Source organism: Micromonospora inyonensis, assembly GCF_900091415.1.
Taxonomy (GTDB): Bacteria; Actinomycetota; Actinomycetes; order Mycobacteriales; family Micromonosporaceae; genus Micromonospora; species Micromonospora inyonensis.
The window spans coordinates 2,021,613-2,041,910 of record NZ_FMHU01000002.1 but is presented as its reverse complement, the minus strand read 5'-3'; the positions used below and the strand labels follow the sequence as shown (position 1 = coordinate 2,041,910).

At 66.4% G+C, this 20,298-nt stretch carries 18 protein-coding genes and 1 pseudogene; 12 read left to right on the top strand and 7 right to left on the bottom strand.

Going from position 1 to position 20,298, the window contains the following annotated elements; all coding sequences use genetic code 11:
• The first annotated feature begins 1 nt into the window (after position 1).
• The 3 genes from GA0074694_RS23545 to GA0074694_RS23535 all read left to right on the top strand — a co-directional run bounded on the left by GA0074694_RS23545 (position 2) and on the right by GA0074694_RS23535 (position 4,025).
• Entirely contained in the window at positions 2-1,159 is a 1,158-nt protein-coding gene (locus GA0074694_RS23545; protein ID WP_091461919.1) for an acyl-CoA dehydrogenase family protein, read from the top strand.
• A 320-nt stretch (positions 1,160-1,479) separates the two neighbouring features.
• Complete coding sequence (locus tag GA0074694_RS23540) at positions 1,480-2,967, top strand: NF041680 family putative transposase (RefSeq protein WP_091456034.1); 1,488 nt, start codon at positions 1,480-1,482, stop codon at positions 2,965-2,967.
• Between the two features lie 140 nt (positions 2,968-3,107).
• Positions 3,108-4,025, top strand: a complete 918-nt coding sequence (locus tag GA0074694_RS23535) for an IS5 family transposase (RefSeq protein ID WP_091461916.1) — start codon at positions 3,108-3,110, stop codon at positions 4,023-4,025.
• Between the two features lie 8 nt (positions 4,026-4,033).
• On the opposite strand, the gene GA0074694_RS23530 is transcribed toward GA0074694_RS23535, so the two are convergent.
• From GA0074694_RS23530 to pcaF, 3 genes are read right to left on the bottom strand one after another with little or no spacing between them, the layout of a single operon-like run.
• Positions 4,034-4,954, bottom strand: coding sequence for a 3-hydroxyacyl-CoA dehydrogenase family protein (locus GA0074694_RS23530; protein WP_091461912.1), 921 nt, complete (start codon positions 4,952-4,954; stop codon positions 4,034-4,036).
• Between the two features lie 6 nt (positions 4,955-4,960).
• Positions 4,961-5,752, bottom strand: a complete 792-nt coding sequence (locus GA0074694_RS23525) for an enoyl-CoA hydratase/isomerase family protein (RefSeq protein ID WP_091461910.1) — start codon at positions 5,750-5,752, stop codon at positions 4,961-4,963.
• On the bottom strand, positions 5,752-6,951 hold the full coding sequence (gene pcaF, locus GA0074694_RS23520; protein WP_091463796.1) for a 3-oxoadipyl-CoA thiolase: 1,200 nt from the start codon (positions 6,949-6,951) through the stop codon (positions 5,752-5,754). The genes GA0074694_RS23525 and pcaF overlap by 1 nt, the downstream gene beginning before the upstream one ends.
• Before the next feature lie 67 nt (positions 6,952-7,018).
• Here pcaF and GA0074694_RS23515 point away from each other — a divergent pair, with 67 nt between their 5' ends.
• Together GA0074694_RS23515 and GA0074694_RS23510 are read left to right on the top strand one after the other, a co-directional pair.
• Positions 7,019-7,780 (top strand): SDR family NAD(P)-dependent oxidoreductase, encoded by a 762-nt coding sequence (locus GA0074694_RS23515; RefSeq protein WP_245714869.1) that lies wholly within the window; start codon positions 7,019-7,021, stop codon positions 7,778-7,780.
• Positions 7,777-8,217 (top strand): RidA family protein, encoded by a 441-nt coding sequence (locus tag GA0074694_RS23510; protein ID WP_091461908.1) that lies wholly within the window; start codon positions 7,777-7,779, stop codon positions 8,215-8,217. The genes GA0074694_RS23515 and GA0074694_RS23510 overlap by 4 nt, the downstream gene beginning before the upstream one ends.
• 216 nt (positions 8,218-8,433) lie before the next feature.
• Here the strand turns inward: GA0074694_RS23510 and GA0074694_RS23505 are convergent, their stop codons facing one another.
• The gene (locus GA0074694_RS23505; protein ID WP_091461904.1) at positions 8,434-9,681 is read right to left on the bottom strand and encodes an alpha-hydroxy acid oxidase; all 1,248 of its coding nucleotides are present in this window, start codon (positions 9,679-9,681) and stop codon (positions 8,434-8,436) included.
• A gap of 38 nt (positions 9,682-9,719) precedes the next feature.
• Entirely contained in the window at positions 9,720-10,421 is a 702-nt protein-coding gene (locus GA0074694_RS23500) for a FadR/GntR family transcriptional regulator (RefSeq protein ID WP_091461901.1), read from the bottom strand.
• A gap of 300 nt (positions 10,422-10,721) precedes the next feature.
• Between GA0074694_RS23500 and GA0074694_RS23495 the strand changes: the two genes are divergently transcribed.
• Together GA0074694_RS23495 and GA0074694_RS23490 are read left to right on the top strand one after the other, a co-directional pair.
• Complete coding sequence (locus tag GA0074694_RS23495) at positions 10,722-11,363, top strand: cysteine hydrolase family protein (RefSeq protein WP_091461898.1); 642 nt, start codon at positions 10,722-10,724, stop codon at positions 11,361-11,363.
• 273 nt (positions 11,364-11,636) lie between these two features.
• Positions 11,637-12,836 (top strand): alpha/beta hydrolase, encoded by a 1,200-nt coding sequence (locus GA0074694_RS23490; RefSeq protein WP_091461895.1) that lies wholly within the window; start codon positions 11,637-11,639, stop codon positions 12,834-12,836.
• A 219-nt stretch (positions 12,837-13,055) separates the two neighbouring features.
• On the opposite strand, the pseudogene GA0074694_RS33195 reads toward GA0074694_RS23490, so the two are convergent.
• A pseudogene (locus GA0074694_RS33195) lies at positions 13,056-13,244 on the bottom strand (IS3-like element ISAar24 family transposase); the annotation flags it as partial.
• A gap of 371 nt (positions 13,245-13,615) precedes the next feature.
• Between GA0074694_RS33195 and GA0074694_RS23485 the strand changes: the two are divergent.
• The 5 genes from GA0074694_RS23485 to GA0074694_RS23465 all read left to right on the top strand — a co-directional run bounded on the left by GA0074694_RS23485 (position 13,616) and on the right by GA0074694_RS23465 (position 19,440).
• Positions 13,616-14,629, top strand: coding sequence for a BMP family protein (locus GA0074694_RS23485; protein ID WP_141714255.1), 1,014 nt, complete (start codon positions 13,616-13,618; stop codon positions 14,627-14,629).
• 13 nt (positions 14,630-14,642) lie between these two features.
• The gene (locus GA0074694_RS23480) at positions 14,643-15,761 is read left to right on the top strand and encodes an ABC transporter permease (RefSeq protein WP_091461890.1); all 1,119 of its coding nucleotides are present in this window, start codon (positions 14,643-14,645) and stop codon (positions 15,759-15,761) included.
• Positions 15,758-16,681 (top strand): ABC transporter permease, encoded by a 924-nt coding sequence (locus GA0074694_RS23475; RefSeq protein WP_091461887.1) that lies wholly within the window; start codon positions 15,758-15,760, stop codon positions 16,679-16,681. The genes GA0074694_RS23480 and GA0074694_RS23475 overlap by 4 nt, the downstream gene beginning before the upstream one ends.
• Positions 16,682-16,689: 8 nt before the next feature.
• On the top strand, positions 16,690-18,219 hold the full coding sequence (locus tag GA0074694_RS23470; RefSeq protein WP_091461885.1) for an ABC transporter ATP-binding protein: 1,530 nt from the start codon (positions 16,690-16,692) through the stop codon (positions 18,217-18,219).
• Positions 18,220-18,567: 348 nt separating this feature from the next.
• On the top strand, positions 18,568-19,440 hold the full coding sequence (locus GA0074694_RS23465) for a PaaX family transcriptional regulator (protein ID WP_091461881.1): 873 nt from the start codon (positions 18,568-18,570) through the stop codon (positions 19,438-19,440).
• 110 nt (positions 19,441-19,550) lie between these two features.
• On the opposite strand, the gene GA0074694_RS23460 is transcribed toward GA0074694_RS23465, so the two are convergent.
• Positions 19,551-20,228 (bottom strand): GntR family transcriptional regulator, encoded by a 678-nt coding sequence (locus GA0074694_RS23460; protein ID WP_091461879.1) that lies wholly within the window; start codon positions 20,226-20,228, stop codon positions 19,551-19,553.
• Between the last annotated feature and the right edge of the window lie 70 nt (positions 20,229-20,298).

The window sequence follows — 20,298 nt, the reverse complement described above, 5'->3', positions numbered from 1 at the left end:
AATGAACCGCACCGACTTCCTTGAGACCGACGCTCTGCTTGACGAAGAGGACCGGGCGATCGGCGAGGCTGTCCGATCGTACGCGAACGCCGAGCTCGCCCCGCACGTCGCCGAGTGGTACGAGAGCGGAACCATCCCGATCGATATCGCGATCGGCCTCGGCAAGCTCGGCGTCCTCGGAATGCACCTTGAGGGCTATGGCTGTGCCGGTACAACGGCAACGGCCTACGGCGTTGCCTGCCGCGAGCTCGAGGCGATCGACTCGGGCCTTCGCAGCCTCGTCTCTGTCCAGGGATCGCTCGCCATGTTCGCTATCCATCGATGGGGAACCGAGGAGCACCGCCAGGAGTGGCTCCCACGAATGGCAGCCGGCGAAGCGATCGGGTGTTTCGGTCTCACGGAGGCTGACGCGGGAAGCGACCCGGGGTCGATGCGCACCCACGCGCGTCGAGACGGCGATGACTGGATCCTCAGTGGGTCGAAGATGTGGATCACCAACGGCACCGTCGCGCATGTCGCTGTCGTCTGGGCCCAGACCGACGACGGAATCCGAGGCTTCGCGGTACCGACCGACACCCCCGGATTCTCTGCACACGAGATCCACCGGAAGCTCTCGCTGCGCGCGTCGGTCACCGCCGAGCTGGTCCTCGACGACGTCCGCCTCCCCGCCTCCGCCGTCTTCCCCGACGTACGCGGGCTCAAGGGTCCTCTCTCCTGCCTCAACGAAGCCCGCTACGGCATCCTGTGGGGCGCGGTGGGCGCTGCCAGGGCGTGCCTGGAGGAGGCACTCGAGTACACGCTGGTCCGAACGCAGTTCGGCAAGCCTCTCGCATCCTTCCAGCTGACCCAGCGCAAACTCGCCGACATGTCCATCGCAGTGACGAACGCGAGTCTCACCGCCATCCAGCTGGGCCGGTTGAAGGACCAGCGCCGGATCACGCCTGAGCACGTCAGCCACGGCAAGTTGGCGAACGTCAAGGTGGCTTTGGAGGTGGCTCGGACCGCCCGCGGGATGCTGGGCGCCGCAGGTATCACCCTCGACCACACCGTGATGCGTCACATGAACAACCTTGAAACGGTCTCGACGTACGAGGGCACCGAAGAGATGCATGCTCTGAGCATCGGTCGGGCTCTCACCGGCATCGCGGCGTTCCGGTAGGCCGGGCCACGCACGCCCTTCCGCGCCCGCCGCTGCGTCGCGTCCGGAAGGGCATGACCGGCATGCTCGGCCAACTGTCCACCGAACAACGGCTACGCGGCCACCGCACGATCGGACGACGTGTCCACGACGCACAGACGATCCGCGGTGGCCGCCTTCCGCTCACTCCGGTTGAGCGGCGAAGCCCCAACGGCGGCTGCCCCACTAGCTTGATCTTTAACCTGGGGTCGGTTGCATCGCCCCCCGGGCGATCATGGCCGCAGCCCTTGATCGATCATTCCTCTTGTCTGGGGAAGAAGATCGGGACCAAGGGCTGCGGGATGATCAGTGTGCATGACGCCGGGCGTGGAAGCGCGGTTGGGGACCTCGCGACGTTCCGTACGGAACTGCATCGCTGTCTGAGCGCCAGAGCTGATGCGCTGTTCGAGTTGGCCGACGCGGTGTTGTGCGCGGACGGGCCGGTACGGTCGCTGCCGGCCTTGTCCCTGGTGGCGGAGCACCGTCGAGGTCACGGCGCGTTGTACGACGCGCTTGGCGCCGGTCGGATCGATGTGGAACGGTTGCGGACCGTGGTGGCCTCGATGCCGATGCCACGGGCCGCCGACGGGCGGATCGTCCTGGCCGTGGATGTCACCTGCTGGCTGCGGCCGGAAGCGCACACCGTGCCGGAGCGGATCCTGTGCCACACCTACGGCCGTGGCAAAGACCAGCACATCGGTGTGCCGGGCTGGCCGTACTCGTTTGTGGTGGCCCTGGAGTCCGGGCGCAGTTCGTGGACCGCGCCGCTGGACGCGGTCCGGCTGGCCCCGGGCACCGAGCTGGCCGCGGTCACCGCCGAGCAGCTGCGCGCGGTGGTGGACCGCCTGATCACCGCCGGGCACTGGCAGCCTGGTGACCCGGCGGTCTGGGTGGTGATGGATGCCGGCTACGACGCGGCCCGGCTGGCCTGGCTGCTACGGGACCTGCCGGTACGCGTCCTGGCCCGGATGCGATCCGACCGGGTGCTGCGCCGCCCGCCGGGGCCATGGATACCGGGCCCCAAGTGCGGTCGGCCACCACGGCATGGCAGCGAGTTCATCTTCGGCGACCCGGCCAGCTGGGGCACCCCGGACGTCACCACCGTGACCGAGACCCGCCTCTACGGCACCGCGACCGCCCGTGCCTGGCACCGGCTGCACCCCAGGCTGACCCGCCGCGCCGCCTGGGCCGACTGCCCTGAGCTGCCCATCCTGGAAGGCACCCTCATCCGCCTGGACGTGCAACGGCTGCCCTCCGGCGCGACCGCGAAGCCGGTCTGGCTGTGGTGGTTCACCGGCCTCGGCCACCAGTCCGGCGGCGACAACCCCGACCCGACCATGATCGACCTGCTGTGGCAGGCGTTCCTACGCCGTTTCGACATCGAACACACCTTCCGGCTGCTCAAGCAGACCCTCGGCTGGTGCGTGCCGAAACTGCGCGACCCGCACGCCGCCGACCGCTGGACCTGGCTGATCATCGCCGCCTACACCCAGCTACGGCTAGCCCGCCCCCTCGCCTCCGACCTGCGTCGCCCCTGGGAACGACCAGCCCCACCCGAACGGCTCACCCCCGCCCGGGTCCGCCGCGGATTTCGGCACCTGCGCGCCAACAGCCCCTGTCCCGCCGGTGCACCGAAACCCACCCGACCAGGACCCGGCCGCCCACCCGGACGACCCAACCGCCATCCCACCCGCCGCTACGACGTCCACATCGCCACCAGCAACGCGACCAGGAAGACAACCTCTTCGAAGAAGAAATCGGCCAATCCCCGGCCGCGCCGCACAGGTTAAAGATCAAGCTAGGCCGTGTGTCATAAGTGCCCGTGGTCCTGGCTGTAAGGTTGATCGGCTGGGCGTGTCGGTGATCGATACGCGGTGAGGTCTCCGGTAGATGGGTTATCGACCAAGACAACTATCTGCACGGAGACCTCGTGGCCAGCGTAGCGGTGACGAGGCGGCACGACCTGACTGACGCGCAGTTTGCGGTGTTGGAGCCGCTGCTGCCCAGACCGAAGAAGGCAGGTCGACCGCCGAAGTGGAGCAAGCGGCAGCTCATTGACGGGATCAGGTGGCGGGTCCGCACGGGTGCGCCGTGGCGGGACGTGCCGGACTGCTACGGGCACTGGCGCACGGTGTACGGGCTGTACCGGCGCTGGCAGCGGGCCGGTGTGTGGGCGCGGATCCTGGCCGGGTTGCAGGGTAGGGCCGACGCGCTCGGGTTGATCACCTGGGACGTGAGCGTGGACTCCACGATCGCCCGGGCGCATCAGCACGCCGCCGGTGCCCGCCGGGACAGTCACACGCAGGTCGAGCCGCCGGGCGGCAGTGGCGCCGTCGAGCCGGCCGATCACGCGCTGGGCCGCTCGCGTGGCGGTCTGACGACGAAGCTGCACCTGGCCTGCGAGCAGGGCCGCATGGTGCTGGCGTTCGTCATCACCGGTGGGCAGCGCGGCGACAGCCCGCAGTTCACCACGGTGCTGCACCGCATCCGGGTGCCTCGCCTCGGCGTCGGCCGACCCCGGTGCCGGCCGGACCGGGTCCTGGCCGACAAGGCGTACAGCAGCAAGGCCAACCGGAGCTACCTGCGCCGGCGCGGCATCGGCTGCGTCATCCCGGTCAAGGCCGACCAGGCCGCGAACCGACGCAAGAAGGGCTCGGCGGGTGGCCGTCCACCCGCCTTCGACCCCAGCGCATACCGGCAGCGTCACGCCGTGGAGTGCGGCATCAACCTGCTCAAACAGCACCGTGCCGTGGCCACCCGATACGACAAGCTCGCCGTGCGGTACGAAGCCACCGCCACCATCAGCATGATCGACATCTGGCTCCGACGCCTCGAACGGCACTTATGACACACGGCCTAGGCGGGGCCGAGAGGAGTCCCGTCCTCCGCATACTCGTACCAGCCGCGCCCGGTCTTCCGGCCCAGGTCGCCACGCTCGACGAGCTCAGTGACCGACCTCGACGGTGCGTCCTTCGGGTCGTTCGTCTCCGCGAAACGTGCCTTCTTCGTGAAGTAGCCGATGTCGATGCCGGTCAGGTCCATGAGCTCGAAGGGGCCCATCGGGTATCCCAGAGCCGTCCTGCATGCGGCGTCGATCGAGTCCACCGACGCGACGCCGTTCTCGTACAAGAACACGGCCTCGTCGCGCACCGCGTTCAGGATCCTGTTGGCGATGAACCCCGGGATCTCCTTCTTGAGTACCACGGGTTCCTTACCGATCCGCACGACGAATGCCTTCGCCAACTCGACCGTCTCGGCCGACGTCTCAGGGCCGGCGACGATTTCGACGCACTTCATCACCAACGCAGGGTTGAAGAAGTGGATGTTGCAGAACAGGTCGGGGCGGCTCGTCGCATCTGCGAGCTTCGAGGGAACGAAGCTCGAAGAGTTCGTCGCGAAAATGGCGTGTTTCGGGGCGACTTCTTCGAGCTGGGCGAAGATCCGACGCTTCAGGTCCAGGTTCTCGACAGCAGCCTCAATGACCAGATCGACGTCGCGCGCGAGCGCATCGAGGTCTGTGCCGAAGACGAGCCGCCTGAACACAGCGGCTTCCTGGCCCGCATCGCGCCGCCCCTTGGCCACGTCACGCGCGGATCGCGACCGCAAGTCCTTCCGAGCGCGTTCTAGAGAGCTCTCGGCAACGTCATGGCACAGGACTTCGTAGCCCGCCCGAGCGCACACGAGCGCGATCTGTGAGCCCATCGCGCCAGCTCCCACAACAAGAATCCGTTTGATGGTCGCAAGGTCATTCGGACTCTCCCGGCCGAGGTGCTCCATCTCGATCTACCTTCCCTCGAACTTCGCAGGCCGCTTCTCAAGGAACGCCTCGACGCCCTCGACCTTATCTGTTGTCTCGTACAGCACAGCCTGTGCCAGCCGTTCGATCACTTGTGCACTGCGCATGTCGGTGTCTGAACCACTTCGAACGACCAGTTTCGCCAAGCGAACTGCAAGCGGACCACGAGCAAGAATCGCCGTCGCGATTTCGCGACATTCGCTCATCAGCGAGCCGGGGTCGGTCACCCGCGAGATCAGGCCGAACTGAAGCGCCTCAAGGGCGGTGAGCAAACGACCGGTGAGGATCAAGTCCAGGCTGACACCCACCCCGACCAGTCTGGTCAACCGTTGGGTACCCCCGGCGCCCGGAACAATCCCCAGCGCGGTCTCCGGAAGTCCGAAGCGGGCAGTCTTGGACGCGACACGAATGTCGCAGGCCATGGCCAGTTCACATCCGCCGCCGAGGGCAAAGCCGTTCACGGCCGCGATGGTCGGCTTCTCGAGCGTCTCGATGTCGTCGAGCAGCCGCTGGAGGTTGGACCGTAGCGCGGTCTGACGGTCGTAGTCACGAAGACGGTTGATGTCGGCGCCCGCCGCGAAAGCCCGGTCACCGGCACCGGTGAAGATGACCGCCCGTACGTCGTCGTCACCACCGACGAGCTCGAGAGTGCTCCTCAGGTCAGCCTGCACGTCCGGGCCGAGAGCGTTCCTGACCTCCGGCCGATTGATGGTGACCGTAGCGATGGCGCCGTCGCGGACCACTGCGACCGTGTCGAACTCTGTCGTCTTCTCAGGCATCACGCCTCCTCGAGAAGAACGGAGATGCCCTGGCCAACACCGACGCACATCGACACCATCGCACGCTTCGCGTTTCGGTAGCGCAGCTCCAAGGCTGCAGTCAGAGCCAGACGGGCCCCCGAGGCGCCCAACGGATGGCCGAGAGCGATGGCCCCTCCGTTGGGGTTCACGTGCTCTGCGTCGTCCGGCAGGCCGAGCCCCCGGGTCACAGCTAGCGTCTGGGCGGCGAACGCCTCGTTGAACTCGAAGATGTCGATGTCACTGGTGCGAAGGTTCGTACGCGACAGGAGACGCTCCGTCGCAGGCAGCGGCCCGATTCCCATCAGAGCTGGTTCGACACCGACGACGGTGCCCGAGGTGACCTTCGCGAGCGGCTCGAGACCGAACCGCTCCACCGACCGCTCGGATGCAAGCAGAACGGCCGCCGAACCGTCGTTCACGCCCGCCGAGTTGCCCGCAGTGATGTTCCCGCCCGCAACGATCGCCTTCAGGTCGCCCAACGCCTCCATTGACGTTGCCCGCGGGTGTTCGTCGAGCGAGACCACGGTTGACGGACCGCGCTTGGCCGGAACTTCGACGGGAGTGATTTCCGAATCGAAGCGGCCGGACTCGATGGCCCGGGCGGCACGCTCCTGAGACCGCAGAGCGAACGAATCCTGGTCCTCCCTGGATATGTCGTACGCCTCGGCGACGTTCTGCGCCGTCTCGGGCATCGAGTCAGTTCCGAACATCTCGGCCATCCGGCTGTTCACGAAACGCCAGCCGATGGTCGTGTCGTGAACCTCCACGTTCCGTGACCACGGCACATCTGTCTTCGCCACGGCGAACGGCGCTCGCGTCATGCTCTCCACCCCGCCCGCGATGACCAGGTCGGCTTGATTGCTCTGAATGGCCCTCGCGCCCTGCAGGACCGCATCCAGGCCAGAGCCGCACAGGCGGTTGACCGTCACGCCGGGGGTACCAACCGGCAGGCCCGCAAGCAGGACGGCCATCCTGCCCACATTGCGGTTGTCCTCGCCGGCCTGGTTGGCGCACCCGATCAGCACGTCATCGAGGTGTTCCCAGTCGACAGACGGATTTCGGCGCACAAGCTCGACCAGCACATGAGCGGCGAGGTCGTCGGGGCGCACGTTGGCGAGCGCTCCGCCGTACCGCCCGATCGGGGTTCTCGTTCCCGCTACCAGATAAGCGTCAGGCATCAGCGCCTCCATGACCATGCATGGCGCAATCTTGACGGGCGTCACCAGCCCGTGGCAAGGTTGAGTGGTGGACGACATCGACCCCATCGCCATTGTCACCGGCGCCGGGCGAGGTATCGGGCGTGCAGTGGCCGTGCGGTTGAGCCGCGAGGGTTACAAGCTCGCCCTGACCTCGCGCAACGAATCCGAACTCCGGGAGACGGCAGATCTGTGCCAGGGCGAGACGATGGTCATCCCAGCCGACATCACGTCGGCCGAAGCGATCGAGACCCTGTTCGACTCGGTCGAGGACGCCTGGGGCGCTGCCGAGGTCCTGGTAGCCAACGCTGGATCCGGCTTCGCGGCGCCCATCCACAAGACGACGGACGCGCAGTGGGCCTCGATGCTCGACCTGAACCTCACCGCGCCGTTCCGTTGCATCCGTCGAGCTGTCCCGAACATGGTCGCAGCGAAACGAGGCCGGATCGTGGTCGTCGCTTCGGTTGCCGCTAAGCAGGGCGAGCCATACATCTCCGCCTACACGGCAAGCAAGCATGGAATCCTCGGGGTCGTGCGGTCGGCGGCTGCTGAACTCGCCAAGACCGGCGTGACCGTGAACGCGGTATGCCCCGGCTACGTCGACACGCCGATGACCGCTCAAACCGTGTCTGAAATCGTGTCCAGGACCGGCAGGACCGCGGACGATGCCAGGTCGGCCCTCGAGGCGAAACAGGCCAACGGCCGCCTGGTGACCGCTGACGAGGTCGCAGACGCCGTCTGGGCCTGCGTCGCAAACGGCGCGATCAACGGGCAGGGAATCAACGTCGACGGGGGAGGACTCCAGTCATGAGTCTCGAGTACGTCAACCCACCGGAACTCGGGGTGCCCAGCGGCTTCTCGCACGCAACCGTAGGTGCCGGCCGAGTCGTGTTCCTTGCCGGACAGACCGCCCTCGACGCATCCGGCGTGATCGTCGGCGACGACGTCGTGGAACAGTTCGAGAAGGCCCTCGGGAACCTGCTCGTCGCACTGGCTGCCGCTGGCGGCACCCCTGACCACCTTGCCAGCCTGACCATCTACATCGTCGACATGGCCGACTATCGCAAGAACTCACGCGCGATCGGTGCGGTCTGGCGCCGGCTCATCGGCGACAACTATCCGGCGATGGCCGGAATCGGGGTCAGCCGACTGTGGGACGCCGAGGCGCTGGTCGAAGTCCAAGGCCTCGCATTGCTCCCGCCGGTCGCGTCGAGACTCGGCGAAGGTCGCACACACCCGGAGGTCTGAGCTCCGAGACCGGCGACGAGCCGGTCGAGCCGGGCCGCGCGTCGTGGTGGCGCGCGGTCGAAGGCTCCGACCTCCGCCGCGTTCGTCGCAGTGGCGGCGGCGGTCGGCTCGGCGGGAAACGGCACGACACAGGGCTCCGGGGCGACCCGGAGCCCTGTGTCGGTGGTGGTGACCGTGTCGGTGGTGGAGCTGTGGAGGCGCGGTGTGCTGGGCCGGTCAGCCGAGGGGACCCGGCGCGAGCCGGACGAGCCGGACGAGCTGGGTGACGTGGCGCGGCTCGAGCTCGGCGAGGGAGGAGACGCCGAGCAGCTTCATGGTGCGCTCGATCTCGTCGCGCAGGATCGCGATCGTGCGGTCGACCCCGGGGCGGCCGCCGGCCATGAGGCCGTAGAGGTAGGCCCGCCCGATCAGGGCGAAGTCGGCGCCGAGGGCGACCGAGGCGACGATGTCGGCACCGTTCATGATGCCGGTGTCGACCATGATCGTGGTGTCCCGCCCGACCTCGCGGACGACCGTCGGCAGCAGGTGGAACGGCACGGGGGCCCGGTCCAGCTGGCGGCCGCCGTGGTTGGAGAGCACGATGCCGTCGACGCCGTGGTCGACGAGGCGCTGCGCGTCGGCGACGTTCTGCACGCCCTTGACCACGATCTTGCCGGGGAAGATCCCGCGGATCACCTCGAGGTCCTCGTAGCTGATCGTCGGGTCCATCGCGGAGTCGAGCAGCTGACCGACCGTGCCGCCGGTTGAGGAGAGCGAGGCGAACTCCAGCTTCGGCGTGGTGATGAAGTCGATCCACCACCACGGCCGGATCGCGGCGTCGACGATGGTGCGCAGCGTGATCTGGGGTGGGATGGAGAAGCCGTTGCGCTTGTCGCGCAGCCGCGCACCGGCGACGGGGGTGTCGACGGTGAAGAACAGCGTGTCGTAGCCTGCGGCGGCGGCCCGGCGGGTCAGCTCGTACGACGTCTCGCGGTTGCGCATGACGTAGAGCTGGAACCAGTTGCGACCGTCGGGGTTCGCGGCCTTGACGTCCTCGATCGAGGTGGTGCCCAGGGTCGACAGGGTGAACGGGATGCCGGCCGCGCCGGCCGCGCCGGCACCGGCGACCTCGCCCTCGGTCTGCATCAGCCGGGTGAAGCCGGTCGGCGCGATGCCGAACGGCAGGGCGCTACGACCGCCCAGAATCTGGGTGGAGGTGTCGACGTCGATGGCCGGGCGCAGGACGTCGGGGTGGAACTCGATGTCCTGGAACGCCTGGCGGGCGCGGATGATCGATAGCTCGCCCTCGGCGGCGCCGTCGGCGTAGTCGAACGCGGCCGTCGGCGTACGGCGCTTGGCGATGAGGCGGAGGTCGTCGATCGTGAGCGCCTTGGCGAGCCGCCGTTTGCGGGGGTTGAGCTCGGGCTTCTTGAATTTCAGCAGCTCGAATATCTCGGCGGGCTTCGGGAACTGGCGGGTGACCATGGTCGGATCCTCTCGGGGCTGGTCACGATGTGCCGGGATCAGGGGCGGAGCTGGGCGAAGTAGCCGTGGATGTGGTCCCTGACGCAGGTGCGGGCCAGCTCGGCGTGGCCGGCGGTGACGGCGTCGAGGAGGGCCGCGTGCTCGGCGCGCAGCCGGGCGACGGTGGCCGACCAGTCGTCGATCCGGGTGATGCCCTGCTGGACATAGGCCTCGATGGCGGTGCGCAGCCCGCCCATGACGGCGAGCATCACCTGGTTGCCGGTGGCCTCGGCGAGGGTGAGGTGGAAGCGTGCGTCGAGGGCGAGGAACTCCGCAGGGGTGAGCAGGTCGTCCTCCATGGCGGCCAGCAGCTCCCGGGCGGGCCCGAGGCTCCTGACCTCGTCGGACGACGACGCGAGCGTCTCGACGACGGCGGTCTCGATCGCGACGCGGGTGGCGACGACGTCGTCGACCCCGAACGCCTGGGCGGCGGTCTGGAGCCGCAGCATCGTGGACATCCCGGCGCCGGGGCGTGCCACGATGATCGCGCCGGACGACGGACCGGAGCCGGTGGCCGTACGGACCACGCCCATGACGTCGAGCACCCGGACCGCTTCGCGCACGCTGGAACGACCGACGCCGAGTCGGGCGGCGAGATCACGCTCGCCGGGGAGTCTGTCTCCGGGCCCGAGACGACCCCCGCTGAGCTCGCGCTCAAGGTGGTCGAGCACGGTCCGCCAGGCGCGTGGGGCCTCGGCCATGGGAGCTCTCCTCGGGACACGGACATGTGGTCTGACCACACGGTAGCACGTGGTCAGACCAGATGGGGCGAGCGCTCACCGACGACATGGCGCGGCTACGTGCTGCTCCCGCGCCGCCGGCCCGGACCGGGCCGGCCGCCGCGGTCTTCCCGACCTCGAGGCCAACGTGCTGACCGCCCGGAAGCGGGTAAGGGCAGCTGGGCGAGGGTGCTGCGCTCGAGCACGGGTAGGTCGAATCCTTGACGCTCGTCGCACAAGCGTGATAGATGTAACGCTCGTTCCCTGGAAGAGGAGTCGCAAATGGGATACAAGATCGACACGCTGGACCCCACTCGCACGGCGCTACTGGTCATCGACATGCAGCACGACTTCCTCGCGCCCGGTGCTCCGCTGGAAACGCGTGCTGGGCGCGAGATGATTCCGACTCTCAACGAGATGATTCGCTTCTCTCGGGAACGGCGGATCCCGGTCATCTTCACGGCGCATGTGCACCGGGAAGACGGCGCCGACATGGGCCTTTACGCAGACCTTTACCCGCCTATCGAAGCGCGCTCCGCGCTCATCGACGGAACCCCCGGGGCGGAAATCTACGCCGATGTCGACAAGTTGCCGAACGAGCGCCTCATTCGGAAGCACAGGTACAGCGCCTTCCATGCCACGGATCTGGACATGGTTCTTCGAGGCATGGGAGTGACGCACGTCGTCGTCACAGGCGTCACCACCGAGGACTGTGTCCATGCCACAGCGCGCGACGCCATGTTCCGAAACTACCGGACTGCAGTTGTCTCCGACGCCACCGGCACCTACGACCACCCGGACCTGGGCTTCGGCGCGATGTCCGCTGCGCAAGTGCACCAGGCGACTCTCGTTGTTCTGGCCCAGTCGACGGCCGCCGTCATTCGGTCGGATGAGTTCTACGGGCTGCTTTCCGATGGTGCTTGATGCAATTTGTCACGACCGCCTTTCTGCGTCCGGGGATGGCGACGGGGAGTCGCACCGGCGCGACGGCGGCGAATAACGAGGCAGCGGCTCTGGTCGGTCAGAACTACGACGGTCCCATGGACGTGATGGCGATGACCGGTCCCGTCGCGTCAGCCAGCCGATGACAATCGTCACAAGGGACGGATCGAAGGACGGGTTCGCCTCCATACCTGAACCGCTGCACCCCAGCCAGCCTGCCTGCGGACTACTGGCAGCATCGAAGGAGGAGACTCCATGAGTATCGTGAACAGCACGCCCTTCGTCCGCCGGGTTGGGGACTCGGTCGCTTTCGGGGTGACCGTCGATATCTCGCACGCAGAGCCTGACGACGCGCTCGAGATGATTTTCCGCTGCCTGCAGGACGCTATCGTTGACGCCTCGGTGGGCGACATCGAGTTCGTCGATGCTGATCTCAGGTACCCGGCCAAGCGCGTGCCTGACGCTGCCCACGTCGAACGAATGTGGCGCCAACACTTTGCCGGAAACATCCCCTTGCTCCGCGTCGAGCCGAGCGGAGACGGCTCGGGGGGCGTTGCCGAACTGACCGGACGGGGCAGCGTCGGTGAAAGTCGTTCAGTTCGAGAGCCAATCTTTGCCGGTTTCGACGAGAACGAGCTCGGCTGGCAGTATTCACCGATTCTTTGGGAATCCGGCGTACCCGACATTCTGGCTTCCTGGCGAAGGCGTGGCCTGGAACACCTCGCAAGTCACGACGTCCGAGCCGATCTTCGCTATGGAGCGGACAAGAACGCCGTCCTGGACCTCTACCTGCCACGCACCCCTGAGCCGCGGCCCTTGGCCATCTTCCTGCACGGTGGCTATTTCCAGATGATGGACAAGGCCGACCACGGCCACTTCACCAAGGGGATCCTCGACAGCGGTTACGCGGTCGCTGTCCTCAACTACAGTCTCTGTCCCGACGTCGGCCTTTCGGATATCGTGACGCAGGTCGACGAGGCATGTTCGTGGCTGTATGCGAACGCGCACGACCTCGGATATCGGTCCAGGGGAGCTGTGGCGATCGGGCATTCGGCGGGCGCGCATCTAGCCGCAATGATGTGCGCAGGCGTCCGAGGAAAGCCGGAAGAAGAGTTCTTGAGTGGCTTTCTTGGAGTCAGTGGCCTGTATGATCTGACCCCTCTGCTCCTCATGCCGGTGGCCTCCACGCTCGGACTTCAACGGGCAAACGGGTTCCGAGGATTGAGCCCGATGTTCCTGGTGCCGCCGGCCAACCTCCGAGCCGTCGTGGCCGTGGGCGCACAGGAATCCAGTGAGTTTCACCTCCAGACCGAGCAGCTCAGGACGCAGTGGGCGGCACATGTCGGGGAGGTCACATCCCTGCATGTGCCAGATGTCGCTCACTTCGGGGTGATGGAGCACCTGGTCGAAGGTGTGCTGTTGGACGCAGCCCTCGATCTGCTTGGACAGGAATAGGCGCGACGAGGCCGGCTCACATGAACGAGAGTGGCATGGTGCCGATGGGAGGGCGGGACTGCTGCACGAAACGGTGACAGTTTGACCTGCCCTACGACCTGGTTTCCCGCTCGCGGTGTTGAATCTTCCGGCGGGAACGGTGTTTGCGGGTGGGAGACTAGCTCGTACTCGATCTGGTTCCCGGAGCCGAGCGCTGAGGCGGTGCTGGGCGCGGAACCCGATGTACTCGAAGATCGCGCTCGCAAGCTCGACGTGGTCTCCATTTTTCGGTGGTTCAGGGGCTCGATCTGCGCCGAGGACCAGGACCTCTCCATCATCGCGTTGTCAGGGCCGTGGCCGACCGTGCCGAAGGATGGCAGCAGCCTCAACCGAGCGGACCCGCTCACCGAAGGCCCAGGAAGTGAACTGACCTGAATTGACCGGACTCACCGGTGTATGCAACACCGGTCTGTCCGAGCGAGGCCAGTTGATCGCCGAGTGCCTCGGCGGGTGTCTTCCGCCCCAGTGTCTTCGCGGAATCTACCTGTGAGTTCCTTGCCGCGGTCGGAGGTCAGCGAGCGGCGCAGCTGTTCGGACATCGTGGCCATCTGGGTGGTGCCGCGGAGCGTCGGAGCGCGTGGTTGGGGGGCGCGGCACGCAGGTCCCGGCGTTCCACTGGCCGATCGGCCCCTTCGGGGTATTGACAAAACAAGGACGATCGCAAAATATTCGTTATATCCGTAAGTTCTTCGCACCATCCGTCCATCGCAGGGTGTTCATGCCTTGCCTCAGGAGGCGCTGTGAAACTCAAGTTGTGTACACGTCGAGGGAACTCCACGCCGCGCCGCGTGGCGGCAGCCGTCACCAGTCTCGCGCTGGCCGGGCTCACGATGTCGGCGTGCGGGAGCGACTCCGGCAACTCGTCCGACGGCGCCACCAAAGGTGCTCCCAAGGTCGCGATCTTGACGAGCGTCGGACTCAAGGACTCCGGCCTCGGCCGGATGACCCAGGCCGGGGGCGACGAGATCGCCAAGAAGTTCGGAGCCGACGTCGATGTAGAGGGCGACATCAAAGCCGAGACGTGGGCAGACACCTTCCGCAACTACGCATCGCGCGGCTACAACCTGGTGATCGCCAACGACATCACCGGCCAGGCGGCAGCCCTCGAGGTGGGCCCCGAGTTCCCCGACACGGACTTCGTGATTGTGGGCGGCTACAAGTCCCAGGCACCCAACGTCTCTGCCGTGACGAACGACTACAAGGACGGCGGCTACCTCGCGGGCCTGGCTGCGGGCGTGGCGACCAAGACGAACCACGTCGCCGGGATCGGAGCCGACGACTCTATTGCGCCGATCAAGGAGTTGATGGATGGCTACGCCGCCGGGGTCAAGAAGGTGAACCCGGGTGCCACCGTCGACATCTCCTACACCGGCATTCCCACCGGCGACCCGATCAAGGCCACCCAGCAGGCGACTGCCGCCCTCGACAAGGGTGCCGACGTCATCTTCGGTATCACCAATGATGGGCAACCGGGCCTCTTCAAGGCGGCCGAGAACGCGGGCGCGTATGCGATCGGCTTCGGGGTGGACGAGAACGAGATGGCCCCGAAGACCGTGATCACCTCTCTGGTGTTCGATTTCGTTGGCATGATGGTGCGGACCTTCGAGCGCTATCACGCCGGATCGCTGGCTCCGGAGGTCGTCTCCGAGGGCTACAAGCAGGACGTCTTCTCTCTCGCGGACTTCCGCGGATTACTCCCCAACGACAAGGTCAGCGAGATCAACGCCAACGTCGCGGCCGCCACCGCTAACTGAGGACACATTCGGCATGGATCTGTTGCGAATCTCGCCGCTCCGAGCGGTGGTCGCTGCGGCGCTCGCGCTCGTGACGAGTGCTCTCGCCGCGTTGACCGTGGGTGTCTCACCCTGGTCGACCCTGGCGACCATCGTCTCAGGGGCGGTAGGGACCACCTACGCCCTCGGCTCGACGATGAACTCGGTAGCGGTCCTGACGATGCTCGGTTTGAGTTTCGCATTCGGGCTGCGCGGCCACGTCATCAACATCGGAATGCAGGGTCAGTTCCTGCTCGGCACGGTCGGATCGTTCCTGGTGGCAACCTCCGTCAGTCTCCCGACGGCGCTGCACCTACCGGCGTGCCTTCTCGGTGGAGCTGTCGGCGGAGCCCTGTGGGCGCTGATTCCGGCATTGATGAAAATGCAGCGCGGTGCGAATGAGCTGGTGACGACGCTGATGATGAACTTCATCGGGGTCGCGTTGGTCGCGTATCTCCTGCGCGGTCCACTGAAAGACGCCAACGCTGATTTGCCGGAGAGCGTCGTCCTTCCGCAATCGGCTCGCCTGCCGATCATCATGCCCGGAAGTCGAGCGAGCGCGGGCATCATCGTCGCTGTCGGATGTGTCCTCCTGATCGGCTTCCTGCTGCGTTACACCACGTGGGGCTTCAAGCTCAGCAGTGTCGGGAAGAATCCCGAGGCCGCGCGTTACGCCGGCTTCAACGTCCGTTCTGTCAAGCTGCAAGCGTTCCTCGTCAGCGGTGCCCTGTCAGGTATAGCGGGCGCTATGGTCCTGCAGGGCGAAAAGTACCGCTTGCAGGAGGGGCTGATCGACAACTGGTACATCGGAATCGTGGTTGGCCTCATCGGCGGAGGATCGGCCCTCGGATGCCTCGTCGCGGGGGTGGGATTCGGAGCACTACAGACCGGGGCGTTCGAAGCTCAGTTGAACCTCGGAGTACCCGCCGCGATCGTGGACCTGATGCAGGGAGTGGTCATCGTCATGTTCCTCCTCGTTGCTCGCGCTCCCGACATCCGCGCGCTCATCAAACGACATCAGAGGTCTCGTGAGCGACCTGTCGGCGCGGCGGTCTCGCGGGGCGACGCGGACGTCGGTTCGACCAGCACACGAGAAGGGGTGCGCTCGTCATGAATGACGTCAGCACGATCCTTGTCTCTGCGATTGCGTTGACGACCCCGCTTCTCCTCGCAGCGATGGGCGGCCTGCTCTCCGAACGAGCGGGCGTGTTCGCTCTCGCGCTGGAGGGCTACATGCTCGTCGGCGCGTTCCTCGCTGTCATAGTGGCCCGAGACACCAATGCCTACGTCGGAGCCGTCGCCGGAGGAATCGGCGGGATGCTCCTGGCCTGGGGGTTCGCCGAACTCTCGATTCGGCTGCGCATCAACCAGGTGACGGTCGCGATCGGCCTGATCACCCTGGCGAGCGGTGCCACGACCTTCTTCAACGACGTGATCCTCGGCAAGGCCGGGACGCCCTACCAGCGGGCACCCGGCCTACCCCGCCTGGAGATTCCGCTACTTTCCGAGATCCCCGTGATCGGGCAGGCGCTTTTTGCGCAGAATATCCTTGTCTATATCGCCTACGGGGCGGCCGCGTTCCTAACGTACTACCTGACGAAGAGCCACTCCGGCATGCGACTGTCCTCGGTGGGCGAGGCTCCGCGGGTTGCCGAGACGCGAGGAATTCCGGTCTCCACCACCCGCAACCGCGCCGTACTTGTCAGCGGGCTCCTGGCTGGTCTCGGTGGCGCGATGCTGTCGCTGGGGATCCTCAGCTCGTTCACTGCCGGCGTGTCGGGAGGCAGGGGATTCATCGCGCTGGCGGCTCTCGTCGTCGGGGGCTGGCGGCCACTCAGGGTGCTGTTCGCCACGTTGATGTTCGGTACGGCCGACGCATTGCAGCTGTGGATGAACGCCCGTGGCATGGACGTTCCTCCCGAGATCTTGGGCATGTTTCCATACGTGCTGGCGATGGCGGCCCTGTGCCTGTTCGTCAATCATCGGGCGCCTGGCGCCCTGGGTGTTCCTTTTCATCGCGAGCTCAGGGGGTAGGGGCCGTCATGACTGTCGCCACCTTGGAAATGCGCGGAATTTCAAAGCAGTTCGGGGGCCGATACGCCAACGAGCACGTTGACTTCGCCGTTATGCCCGGTGAGATTCATGCCCTGATCGGCGAGAACGGTGCGGGCAAGACCACACTGATGAACATCGCGTCCGGCCTGTACAGGCAGGACGAGGGGCACGTCTTGGTCGAGGGCGACACCCGCGACTGGGCAGATCCGCTCGAGGCACTCGAGGGCGGCGTGGCGATGGTGCACCAAACATTCATGCTGGTTGACACCCTTACCGTCGCGGAGAACGTCGCTCTGGGCAGCAGGAAAGGACTGGGACACAGTTCGCGCGATCAGCTGGCGCAGGAGATCGTGGCTGTCGCGGACGAGTTCGGAATCCCGATGGGCAGGGCGTCCGACACCGGCGTGAACTGGACGAGCAGACGTGGACGAGACTTGTCTCCCTCGGAGAAACAACGGGTCGCGATCCTGTCGGCGCTCTATCGCCACTCGAAGCTCCTCATTCTTGATGAGCCGACGTCTGTTCTGTCTCCCGAAGAGACCAAGTCGTTCTTCGACGTACTCCGTAAGCTGAAGGCCGCAGGTCTGGCCATCGTCTTCATCAGTCACAAGGTTCGCGAGGTCCTGGAGCTCTGCGACAAGGTGACGGTGATGCGCGGAGGTCGTGTCGTCGCCGCTGCCAACGTGGACGAGCTCGACGACGAGAGTCTCGCGGCGCTCATGGTGGGCCGCGACATCCACCCCGCGTTGCGAACGACCAGCACCGTTCGCCCCACTGAGGTTCTGCGGGTCTCAGATCTCTGGGCGAAGGGGGATCGGGGAGCGTGGGCGCTCAAGGGAGTGGGGCTGAGCCTGAGACAAGGCGAGATCCTGGGCGTTGCGGGGGTCGATGGAAGCGGACAGCACGAGCTGGTCGAATGCCTGGCGGGGCTGCGCCCCTGGGAGCGCGGAGACGTCGAGTTCGTGGGAACCGGATCATCCGCCGGCGGCCCGCGGCGGGTCAGCCATGTTCCCGCTAACCCGCGCCGAGAGGGCCTCATCCTCGACAGCGACGCCGCCTGGAACATCGGCCTGCGGCATATCGACGAACCCGAGGCGCGAAGGGCCTGGGGCCTCATCGTCAACACGGGGTACTTCTCGCGTCTGGCAGACAGGCTCATCTCGGACTACGACGTCCGGAACTGTCGGCCCACGACCAGGGTGGCGGACCTCAGCGGTGGGAACCTCCAGAAGTTGCTGCTGGGTCGTGAGCTGACCCTCCCGCGCGACGTCGCCCTGGTCGTGAACCCGACGACCGGCCTGGACATAGGGGCGATCGAGACCATCCGGAAACAGATCCTGCGCAGTGCCGAGTCAGGTACCGCAATCCTCCTCGTATCCAACGAACTCGAGGAGCTGTTGGCGCTCAGTGACCGTATTGCTGTCTTCTACAACGGCGAGATTGCCGGCGAGATCGATCGTGCCCACGCCGACCGCGGTTCGATCGGCCGGCTCATGAGTGGGCTCCATCGTGAGTGAGGTGAGGGTTGGCCGTGGCGGCTCGGCCACGTGAACGTCGGCCGGGAAACATGTTGCTCGATCTGATTACCGATGACGGTCGCGACGTGGCGGCCCGCTGCGCGGAGTCAGGTGGCCACGGATCTGGTCCTGGAGCGGCCGGGACGAGCCCGCTCGCTGTGGTGTCGCCCACGACCGCTACGTGTCTGTCCACATCGACGGCGAACGGGCCGGTGCGGAAAGCGCCGCAGCCCTTCCCCCAGCGGTAGGCGTGGATCGATCAGCTATAGGGTAAGGCGCGAGTGGGTGCCTGAGTGGGGCTGAGGCCCGGAAGGGCCGTAGGGCACTGGGATGGTTCGAGGGGAACGCATGAGCGCTGGTCACGACGTTGATGAAACGCGTCCGCATGACCCTGGCGATCCTACGCAAGGTTCTCGCCGTACCCAGCAGCTCGTCACCAGCATCATCGCGCTGTACGGGCGCCCCCAGCCGTTGACGGTCGCCGCGATCGTCCGGCTCCTTGGCCTGCTCGGGGTCGAGGAGCCAGCCGCGCGCACCGCCCTGTCGCGATTGAAGCGCCGCCATGTCCTGGTGAGTGACAAGCGCGGGGGGTCCTCGATCTACGTGCTCAACCCCGAGCTTGAGGAGACCTTCCGCGAGGGCGACGAGCGGATCTTCACGCCGCGTCGCGCTCGACGCGAGGACCCGTGGGTGCTCGCCACCTTTTCAGTTCCCGAGTCTCACCGGAACCTGCGCTACCAGATCCGCAAAATCTTGACCCGACGTGGCTTCGGCACTGTCAGCGCGGCACTGTGGATCGCGCCTGGCCCAGTCTACGAGGGCGCGCGACGGGAGTTGGAGCGCGATGGGCTCGACCATCTCGTGGAGTTCTTCTCCGCCCGCAGCCTCGCGCAGGGCGATCTCGCGGAGAAGGTCGGTACCTGGTGGGACCTGAACGACCTGGCGACCCGCTATCGACAGTTCGAAGCCCTCTTCCGTCCCCTCCTTGAGAGGTGGCGACCAGTGACGCCTGAGGAACGGGCGTGTGCGGAGGCATTCGCCGAATACGTCGACGCGGTGACCGCCTGGCGGCGACTGCCGTACGTCGACCCTGGTCTGCCGCCTGAGTGCCTCCCACCGGACTGGCCGGGTCTCGCGGCCGAGCGTCTTTTCGGGGAGCTGCACGGTCTGCTCGCCGAGCCGGCTGCGCGCTTCACCCGCGAACTGGTCCGCAGCATCTGATTCACGCCCTCGGGCTTCACCTTCTCCGGCGGGGACCTCGACGCGACCAATAGGCGATGCACCGCGCACCTACCGGCGACCCGGCAGACGTGCGTCACGCTCCGGCACGGTCAGGGACGGGCTACGGCCTCTGACTGTGCCACACCGCCAATCGCACGGACGAGGCGCTCGCGCGCTCGCGCCAGGTGCAGCTCGAGCAGGGCGACCGCTTCCGATTCCTCTCCTTCTGCGATGAGGTCCAGCAACTGCTCGTGCTCGGCTGCGATGAGCGTCGTCTCCAAGAGGTGCCGACCCTGCACCTGAGTCATGCACAGAGTTGCCTCGGTGACGAGCGAGCCGTACATACGGCTGATCCGCGGGCTGCCGAGCGCATCGACCAGAGCGGTGTGGAAGCGCATGTCGGGTCCCACCACTTCCAGAACGGAGTCGTCCGTCAAGGCGGAGATCTCTGCGTTCGCCGCGCGGGCCGCCGGCACGTCGGTGCGTGCGCGTGCCAGGCGGCGCGCCGCTTCGCCCTCGATGTGGGCGCGGGTGCGGTAGATGTCCCGGACGTCCTCTGCCCCGAGCGTCACGACGCGCGCCGAACGATGGTTGTCCCGGACGAGCAACCTGTCGTAGACCAACTGCTCTACGGCAGCTTTCCCGGTGGGTCGCGCCACCTCGTAGCGCTTCGCCACCTCCCACTCGGTCAGCGGGGTGCCGGCCGCGAGCTCCCCGCTGAGAACGGCACGCCGGAGGTCGCGGGCGATGGCGTCCACCACCGACACGGGCTTCGCGCGAGCACTCACAGCGACAGGCTAGCTGTCTCTTCAGGGGTTGTCTAAGCAGCATACTTGCTAGACAATTAGGCCATGGATG

What these genes read in the sequence shown, in the direction of transcription:
- GA0074694_RS23545 (WP_091461919.1), top strand. Translation starts at nt 2, where the DNA reads ATGAACCGCACCGACTTCCTTGAGACCGACGCTCTGCTTGACGAAGAG.
- GA0074694_RS23540 (WP_091456034.1), top strand. Translation starts at nt 1,480, where the DNA reads ATGATCAGTGTGCATGACGCCGGGCGTGGAAGCGCGGTTGGGGACCTC.
- GA0074694_RS23530 (WP_091461912.1), bottom strand. Translation starts at nt 4,954, where the DNA reads ATGGAGCACCTCGGCCGGGAGAGTCCGAATGACCTTGCGACCATCAAA.
- GA0074694_RS23525 (WP_091461910.1), bottom strand. Translation starts at nt 5,752, where the DNA reads ATGCCTGAGAAGACGACAGAGTTCGACACGGTCGCAGTGGTCCGCGAC.
- pcaF (WP_091463796.1), bottom strand. Translation starts at nt 6,951, where the DNA reads ATGCCTGACGCTTATCTGGTAGCGGGAACGAGAACCCCGATCGGGCGG.
- GA0074694_RS23510 (WP_091461908.1), top strand. Translation starts at nt 7,777, where the DNA reads ATGAGTCTCGAGTACGTCAACCCACCGGAACTCGGGGTGCCCAGCGGC.
- GA0074694_RS23505 (WP_091461904.1), bottom strand. Translation starts at nt 9,681, where the DNA reads ATGGTCACCCGCCAGTTCCCGAAGCCCGCCGAGATATTCGAGCTGCTG.
- GA0074694_RS23500 (WP_091461901.1), bottom strand. Translation starts at nt 10,421, where the DNA reads ATGGCCGAGGCCCCACGCGCCTGGCGGACCGTGCTCGACCACCTTGAG.
- GA0074694_RS23495 (WP_091461898.1), top strand. Translation starts at nt 10,722, where the DNA reads ATGGGATACAAGATCGACACGCTGGACCCCACTCGCACGGCGCTACTG.
- GA0074694_RS23490 (WP_091461895.1), top strand. Translation starts at nt 11,637, where the DNA reads ATGAGTATCGTGAACAGCACGCCCTTCGTCCGCCGGGTTGGGGACTCG.
- GA0074694_RS23480 (WP_091461890.1), top strand. Translation starts at nt 14,643, where the DNA reads ATGGATCTGTTGCGAATCTCGCCGCTCCGAGCGGTGGTCGCTGCGGCG.
- GA0074694_RS23475 (WP_091461887.1), top strand. Translation starts at nt 15,758, where the DNA reads ATGAATGACGTCAGCACGATCCTTGTCTCTGCGATTGCGTTGACGACC.
- GA0074694_RS23470 (WP_091461885.1), top strand. Translation starts at nt 16,690, where the DNA reads ATGACTGTCGCCACCTTGGAAATGCGCGGAATTTCAAAGCAGTTCGGG.
- GA0074694_RS23465 (WP_091461881.1), top strand. Translation starts at nt 18,568, where the DNA reads ATGAGCGCTGGTCACGACGTTGATGAAACGCGTCCGCATGACCCTGGC.